Origin of the sequence: Simplicispira sp. (assembly GCF_028687295.1) — a bacterium.
Lineage (GTDB): Bacteria > Pseudomonadota > Gammaproteobacteria > Burkholderiales > Burkholderiaceae_C > Simplicispira > Simplicispira metamorpha.
On the sequence record NZ_JAQUAL010000169.1, the window covers coordinates 1 to 6,912 of the forward strand.

A 6,912-nucleotide genomic window follows, 5' to 3' on the forward strand; every position below is an offset into this window, starting at 1 on the left:
GCGTCGATTTCGGCGCGGCGCTCGCGGCCCAGGGCGTGGGCCTCGGCTTCGGTCAGCGGGTGGCCTTTGGTGCCGATCAGCGTAAAGACCATGTGCCCGTCCTCGCGCGAGAGGCGAAAGTGCAGCTTCTCGGCCAGTGCGTCCAGTGTGGCAAAGGCGGCGGCTTCGTCGCGCTGGTAGGTTTTTTCGATGCGATCGCTCTCGGCGCGGTAGTCAGCGGCGGCCAGGCGTTTGGCCAGATCGGTGGGCAGGGCGCGCATGGCCTGCTCCATGCCCTGGCGCAGCAGGCGGCCCTGGCCGGCGGGCAGGCGCAGGGCGCGCGGGCGCTCGGGGGTGTCGAAGTGGTGCAAATAGCACAGGTCGGGCGGCACCGGGCGCTGGGCGGCGGCGGCCTGCATGGCCTGGCGCAAGAGCGAGGTGCGGCCACTGCCGACTTCGCCCAGCACGAACAGGTGGTAGTCGGGCTGGTCCATCTCCAGGCCAAAGCGGGCGGCCACCTGGGCGCGCTCCTGGCCAATCCAGGGCAGGGGCAGGCCTTGCAGCGCCTCTGTGCTCGCAAAACCCAGCGTGTCGGGGGGGATGGTCAGGCGCAGCTGGTGGGGGGCAAGGGCGGTGGCGGGCATGGATCAGTTTGGTATAAAAAATGGCTCTGGCCCTTATTGGATGGGCGCGAGCAGCTATCAATTTTGAGTTTTAACCGGAAGTGGCTGTGGGCGCAAGCGGGCTTGTGCGGGGCGCTGGGCCATGCAGCGTAGTGTGGTGGCACCCCGGCCCACTGGCTGGCAGGGCGTTGGCTGCGTGCCGGCACCGGCGGGCGCCGTGCGGCCACGGCACCCTTCGGGACTGGATTCAGTGCGCCACGGGGCAGGCGCCTGCGGGGGCGCCGCCTGCCCGGGCGTGTGCCTGGGCATCGGCCAGCGCGGCAGCATCGGGCGGCTGGGTGGGCCAGCCGCCCAGGTGCTGCTGGGCGATGCGGCTGAGCGCGGTGATCCACAGGTTGCTGTCGTTCAGGCAGGGGATGTAGTGAAACTCTTTGCCGCCCGCGTGCAAAAAGGCTTCGCGCGCTTCCTGGTTGATTTCTTCCAGCGTTTCCAGGCAGTCGCCGGTAAAGCCGGGGCAGATGACATCGACGCGGCCCACGCCCGCCTGGCCCATCTCGATCAGCGTGGGCTCGGTGTAGGGCTGCAGCCACTTGGCCTTGCCAAAGCGCGACTGGAAGGTGACTTGGTAGTCGTCTTTTTGCAGGCCCAGGCGCTGGGCCAGCAGGCGCGCGGTTTTGTGGCTCTCGCAGTGGTAGGGGTCGCCCAGGTGCAGGGTGCGCTCGGGCACGCCGTGAAAGCTCATCACCAGCTTGTCGGGCGGGCCGTGGTGCTTCCAGTGGGTCTGGATGGTGGCGGCCAGGGCGTTGATGTAGCCGGGGTCGTCGTGGTAGTGGTTGACAAAGCGCAGCTCGGGCACGTTGCGCGTGCGTGCGGCCCAGGTGTAGACGGCATCGAACACGCTGGCCGTGGTGGTGCCCGAATACTGCGGGTACAGCGGCAGGATCAGGATGCGCGTGGCGCCCTCGGCCTTGAGGGCGTCGAGCTGGCTGGCAATGGAGGGGTTGCCGTAGCGCATGGCGTGGCGCACCAGCACCTGGTGGCCTGCCTCGCCCAGCCAGCCGCGCAGCAGCGTGGCCTGTTTGCTTGTCCAGACGGCCAGCGGCGAGCCTTCAGGCGTCCAGATACTGGCGTATTTGGCGGCCGACTTGGCTGGGCGCGTGCGCAGGATGATGCCGTGCAGGATCAGCCACCACAGCGGCTTGGGGATTTCCACCACGCGCTGGTCCGACAAAAACTGCCCCAGGTAGCGGCGCAGTGCGGGGGCGGTGGGGGCATCGGGCGTGCCCAGGTTGCACAGCAAAATGGCCGTGCGCGGGGCCTGGCCGTGGGTGTAGGCGGGTTCGGGTTGAAAAGGCATGAGGGGCATTCTCGCCCAACCCCACGGGCCCCGCGCGCAGGTGGTTACAGCAGCACGCCCGGTTGCTCGCCGCGCTCGTACACCACATGCGCGCGCCCGACGATCAGCGGGTCCAGCTTGCCGATGGTCTTGGGGTCTTTGTTGGTGTAGGGCAGTTTGTGCAGTACGTAGCGCATGGCGTTGAGGCGGGCGCGCTTTTTGCAGTCGCTTTTGACCACCGTCCAGGGCGAATCGGCGGTGTCGGTGCCAAAGAACATGGCTTCTTTGGCGCGGGTGTAGTCGTCCCACTTGTCCAGGCTGGCCAGGTCGATGGGGCTGAGCTTCCATTGCTTGAGCGGATGCACCTCGCGCTCCTTGAAGCGGCGGCGCTGCTCGGCCCGCCCCACCGAGAACCAGAACTTGACCAGGTGGATGCCGCTGCGCACCAGCGTGCGCTCGAATTCGGGCGTCTGGCGCATGAACTCGTGGTATTCGGCGTCGGTGCAAAAGCCCATCACGCGCTCTACGCCGGCGCGGTTGTACCAGCTGCGGTCCAGCAGCACGATCTCGCCTGCGGTGGGCAGGTGCTGGATGTAGCGCTGAAAATACCACTGGCCGCGCTCGACTTCGCTGGGTTTTTCCAGTGCCACCACGCGCGCGCCGCGTGGGTTCAAGTGCTCCATGAAGCGCTTGATGGCGCCGCCCTTGCCTGCGGCGTCGCGCCCCTCAAACAAAATCACCACGCGCTGGCCCGTCTCTTTGACCCAGGCTTGCAGCTTGAGCAATTCGACCTGCAATTGGTACTTTTGCGCCTCGTAGGTGGAGCGGCGCATCAGGTTTTTGTAGGGGTAGCCGCCCTCGCGCCAGTCCCGGGCGAGTTCATCGTCGGGGTGGTTTTTGTGAACGGGTTCGCTGGAGGCGTCAGAGGTGGCCCACAGGGCCTGGCGCAGTGCGGCCAGGTCGTCTTGCGAGGCGCCTTCCAGGGTGGCGCGCAGGGCGCTGGCACGCTCGGCGGCGGGCAATGCCGTGTTGTCCAGCAGCCCCAGTACCGCCGCCAGCTGGTGGTCTTGTGCGGCTTGGGTGGCTTCCTGGGGGATATGGCGACCGACGGCGCTGGTGGTCAGGTGCGGGGCCGTGTCGCCCCGCAGCGCACGCCGGGGCGCTGCGGCGGTTTTGGCGGTTTTGGCAGATTTCGCGGGTTTGGCAGCTGGAGCGCCGGGGGCCGAAGGCGAGGCAACGTTTTGCAGGGCGTTGGGCGGGGTCGGCTCAGTGGCGTTGGCGGGGGAGGTGTTTTTATCGGTCATGCCAACATTCTGTCACCAGCGCAGCGCCGGGTGCGCAGAAATCAAAGCCGACTTGGCCCCCGGTTCAGTGGCTGGCGTGGGCGTGGCCGGTGGCCTGCTCCCAGCGCGATTTGCAGGCGACGCAGTGCTGGGTTTGCGGCTCGATTTGCAGGCGCGCAAAAGGGATGTCGCAGCCGCATTCATCGCACAGGCCATAACTGCCGTCGGCCAGGGCATCAAGGGCGCGGTTGATGCGGGCCAGGTCGGCGGCGTCGATGTCGGTCAGGGCCTGGTCGACCTCGCGGGCCACATTGCGCTGCACTACAGCCCCCTCGTCGGCGCTGGGGGGCGCGAGGTTCTCGCGGTTTTGCTGCATCTGGGCATGCAACTCGTCGCGGCGTGCCAGCAGCAGGGCCCGGAGTTCTTCTTTTTGGGCGGTGGTCAATGCGGCGGTCATGGTGTGCTCCTGGATTTTTGGTGGTTGAGAGAGCTGGCCCAGCGCACTGTGGTGGTGCGCTGGCCAAGTCTTTGCCATCGTAACGCTTGGGGGCTGCGCTATCCTGCAAACACCAGTTTCCCTGCCGTTTTTGCCATGTCCCTTGATCTTTCTCGCATCCGTGCCATCACCCTTGACCTGGACGATACGCTGTGGCCCATCTGGCCCACCATTGCGCGCGCTGAAGTGGTGTTGCAAAACTGGCTGGGCGCGCACGCCCCGGCCACGCAGGCGCTGTGCCAGCAGCCGGGCGTGCTGCGCGCCATCCGTGAACAGGTACACCACGAGTGCCCCGACCTGCTGCACGACATGAGTGCGCTGCGCCGCGAGTCCATTCGCCGCGCACTGCTGCGCGCGGGCGACGACCCGGCGCTGGCGCAAGATGCCTTTGAGGCGTTTTTTGCCGAGCGCCAGCGCGTCGAGCTGTTTGCCGATGCGCTGCCCGCGCTGGAGTACCTGAGCAGCCGTTTTCCGGTGGTGGCGCTGTCCAATGGCAACGCCGATGTGCAGCGCGTGGGGCTGGGGCGGTATTTTTATGCCTCGGTCAGTGCGCGCGAGGTGGGCGTGGCCAAGCCCGATGTGCGCATCTTCCAGCGCGGCGCGCAGGCAGCCGGGGTGCCCACGCAGCAGGTGCTGCACATTGGCGACGATGCCCACCTCGATGGTGTGGGCGCCCTGCTAGCGGGCATGCAGGTGGCATGGCTGAATCGCGCGGGTCACGACTGGGCGCATGCGCCACACGCGCCGCACCTGACGGTGGCTGATTTGGGCGCGCTGTGCGCTTGTCTGGCGCAGGGCGGATAGGGCTGCGTGGCGGGCCACAGTACGCTGCGCTGCCGTGCTGCCGTGCTCCCGTGCTCCCGTGCTCCCGTGGTCTGTAGAGGTTTGAGGCCAAATCAGGCTTAAAGCCTTGCCTGGTGTGCGCTAACAGCTATCGATTAAATAGCGTTTTAGGACTGTATCAGGCGCTGGAGGTGCCTTGGCCAGCGGCAGTGCCGCTGCGCACCGCGCCTTCGAGCGTGGCGGGGTAGGGGCCAGCGATGTAATCGCCGCAGGCCCACAGGCCCGGGGCGATGCGTGCGCCAGGGCGGCGCAGGCCGGGGGTGCAGGCAAAGGTGGCACGTTTTTCGACCACGGTTTGCACGGCTTGCAGGTCGTGCAGGCCCAGTTCTTCGCGGGCTTGCGCCAGTACCTGCTGTTCCAGCTGGGCGCGGTCGCCGTGGCTGGTGCTGGCCACAAAGGCCAGCAGGCCGGGCGGGTCGCCCAGCTGGCCACGGTCAAATACAAACTGGGCCGGGCCGGTGGCGGGGCTGCGCAGCGCCACCATGGGGCGTGCCAGCAAGTGCTTGCCGGGCGCGGGCACCGGGCCTTGGGCATAGACGGTGGCAATGGCCTCAAAGTGCAGCGCCTCGGCGCAGGCGGCCCAGTCGCACAGCGGCACGGCCATGGCCACGGGCGCGGTTTGTGCGCACTGCGACACGATGCGCGCGGCCTCGGTGCTGGAGGCGGCCAGCACCACGGCGTCAAAACGCTGGCCATCAACCAGCCAGCAGCCGCTGTGCGGCATGGCCGTGACCGAGCGCACGCGCACGCCCGTGCGCACCACCGAACCCTGGCCGCGCAGCCAGCGCGCAGCCGCCTCCGGAAACAGCTCGCTCAGGTTGGTGCGCGGCAGCAACAGGTTGGAGCCGCCGCGTCCGCTGAACAGGCTGTCTTGCAGCACGCGCAAAAAGACCTGGCCGCTGGCCTGGTCGGCGGGGGTGTTGAGCGCAGCCACGCACAGCGGATCAATGAACTCTTGCAGCAGCTTGGGCGGCAGCGCCGCACACAAATCGGCTACCGACTGGTGCTGCGCGCAGGTAAAGCGTGCCCGCTGCCAGCCAAAAGCCACACGCAACAGCGCCAGCCGCTCGCGCCAGCGCCAGCCGTGCGCACGGGCAATGCCGATGGCGGCGTCCCAGGGCGGTGGCAGGTCGGGCCATTGCAGGCCGCTGCCATCGGCAAAGCGCAGCGCCAGCGGCAGGCGCAGCAGGGCGGTGTCAGGGTTGATGCCCACCTGGCGCATCAGGCGCAGCGATTCGGTGTAGGCGCCGATGAGGATGTGCTGGCCGTTGTCCAGCACCAGCTCTTGCCCATCCACACCGGTGGCCAAAATGGCCCGGGCGCGCCCACCCAGGGCGCGAGCTGCTTCAAAAACAGTAGCATGGTGCCCGGCTTGTACAGTGGCCACCGCAGCGGCCATGCCCGCCCACCCTGCCCCGACGATGGCTATGCGGCGCATGGGTCAGAAAAGGGCAGGGCGCCCGGCGCAGTGGGCCAGTTCATAGTTTTCCCAGGGCCTGCACCTTCCAGGCCAGCCAGAATTTGCGCAGCGGCGTCAGGCTCACGCGCTGGTGCAGCACCTGGAAGTTGTCGCGCTCGATCTCGCGCAGCAGGGTGCGGTAGATGCTGGCCATCATCAGGCCGGGTTTTTGTGCGCGCCGGTCGGCAGCAGGCAACAGGGCCAGCGCTTCGTCGTAGAGCCGGTGCGCGCGTTCGGCCTGAAAGCGCATCAGTGCGGTGAAGCGATCAGAGTATTCGCGCTTGAGAATTTCGTGCGCCTTGACGTCGAACTTTTGCAGCTCGTTGACGGGCAGGTAGATGCGCCCGCGCAGTGCGTCTTCGCCCACGTCGCGCAGGATGTTGGTCAGTTGCAGCGCCTGGCCCAGGCGGTGGGCGTATTGCGTGGTGGCCGGGTCGGTTTGGCCAAAAATCTGCGCTGCCACCTCGCCCACCACACCAGCGACCAAGTGGCAGTAGCGTTGCAGGCCAGGGTAGTCGAGGTAGCGTGTTTGCTCCAGATCCATCTGGCAGCCTTCAATGACGGCTTGCAGGTGGCGTGGCTCTATGGCGTAGGCGCTGGTGTGCGGCATCAGTGCCTGCATGACCGGGTGTGTGGGCGTGCCCGCAAAGGCTTTGGTCACCTCGCTCTGCCACCAGGCCAGTTTGCTGCGGGCCACGCTGGGGTCGGAGACTTCATCGACCACGTCGTCCACCTCGCGGCAAAACGCATAAAAGGCCGTGATGGCTGCGCGCCGGGGCCGGGGCAGGAACAGAAAGGCGTAATAGAAGCTGCTGCCCGAGGCGGCGGCTTTTTGTTGGACGTACTGTTCCGGATTCATGGGGCGCGATTGTCCCATGGCAGGTGCGCTGCTT

At 67.2% G+C, this 6,912-nt stretch carries 7 protein-coding genes; 1 reads left to right on the forward strand and 6 read right to left on the reverse strand.

Annotated features, from left to right (window positions below):
* The 4 genes from PHX69_RS14450 to PHX69_RS14465 form a co-directional block, all read right to left on the reverse strand.
* A partial coding sequence (locus PHX69_RS14450) for a Lon-like protease helical domain-containing protein (RefSeq protein ID WP_288044592.1) occupies positions 1 to 623 on the reverse strand: 623 nt, incomplete at its 3' end.
* 226 nt (positions 624 to 849) lie between these two features.
* Positions 850 to 1,959, reverse strand: coding sequence for a ferrochelatase (gene hemH, locus PHX69_RS14455; protein ID WP_288044594.1), 1,110 nt, complete (start codon positions 1,957 to 1,959; stop codon positions 850 to 852).
* A 44-nt stretch (positions 1,960 to 2,003) separates the two neighbouring features.
* Positions 2,004 to 3,242: a polyphosphate kinase 2 gene (gene ppk2 / locus PHX69_RS14460; protein ID WP_288044596.1), complete on the reverse strand. Its 1,239-nt coding sequence runs from the start codon at positions 3,240 to 3,242 to the stop codon at positions 2,004 to 2,006.
* 64 nt (positions 3,243 to 3,306) lie between these two features.
* Complete coding sequence (locus PHX69_RS14465) at positions 3,307 to 3,678, reverse strand: TraR/DksA family transcriptional regulator (protein ID WP_157983666.1); 372 nt, start codon at positions 3,676 to 3,678, stop codon at positions 3,307 to 3,309.
* A gap of 135 nt (positions 3,679 to 3,813) precedes the next feature.
* Between PHX69_RS14465 and PHX69_RS14470 the strand changes: the two genes are divergently transcribed.
* Complete coding sequence (locus PHX69_RS14470) at positions 3,814 to 4,521, forward strand: HAD family hydrolase (protein ID WP_288044598.1); 708 nt, start codon at positions 3,814 to 3,816, stop codon at positions 4,519 to 4,521.
* Positions 4,522 to 4,678: 157 nt separating this feature from the next.
* Here the strand turns inward: PHX69_RS14470 and hpnE are convergent, their stop codons facing one another.
* On the reverse strand, positions 4,679 to 5,998 hold the full coding sequence (gene hpnE, locus PHX69_RS14475; protein ID WP_119012501.1) for a hydroxysqualene dehydroxylase HpnE: 1,320 nt from the start codon (positions 5,996 to 5,998) through the stop codon (positions 4,679 to 4,681).
* A 40-nt stretch (positions 5,999 to 6,038) separates the two neighbouring features.
* A complete protein-coding gene (gene hpnD, locus PHX69_RS14480) occupies positions 6,039 to 6,878 on the reverse strand; it encodes a presqualene diphosphate synthase HpnD (protein WP_288044601.1) in 840 nt (279 codons plus the stop codon).
* Positions 6,879 to 6,912 lie beyond the last annotated feature (34 nt).

What these genes read in the sequence shown, in the direction of transcription:
- hemH (WP_288044594.1), bottom strand. Translation starts at nt 1,959, where the DNA reads ATGCCTTTTCAACCCGAACCCGCCTACACCCACGGCCAGGCCCCGCGC.
- ppk2 (WP_288044596.1), bottom strand. Translation starts at nt 3,242, where the DNA reads ATGACCGATAAAAACACCTCCCCCGCCAACGCCACTGAGCCGACCCCG.
- PHX69_RS14465 (WP_157983666.1), bottom strand. Translation starts at nt 3,678, where the DNA reads ATGACCGCCGCATTGACCACCGCCCAAAAAGAAGAACTCCGGGCCCTG.
- PHX69_RS14470 (WP_288044598.1), top strand. Translation starts at nt 3,814, where the DNA reads ATGTCCCTTGATCTTTCTCGCATCCGTGCCATCACCCTTGACCTGGAC.
- hpnE (WP_119012501.1), bottom strand. Translation starts at nt 5,998, where the DNA reads ATGCGCCGCATAGCCATCGTCGGGGCAGGGTGGGCGGGCATGGCCGCT.
- hpnD (WP_288044601.1), bottom strand. Translation starts at nt 6,878, where the DNA reads ATGAATCCGGAACAGTACGTCCAACAAAAAGCCGCCGCCTCGGGCAGC.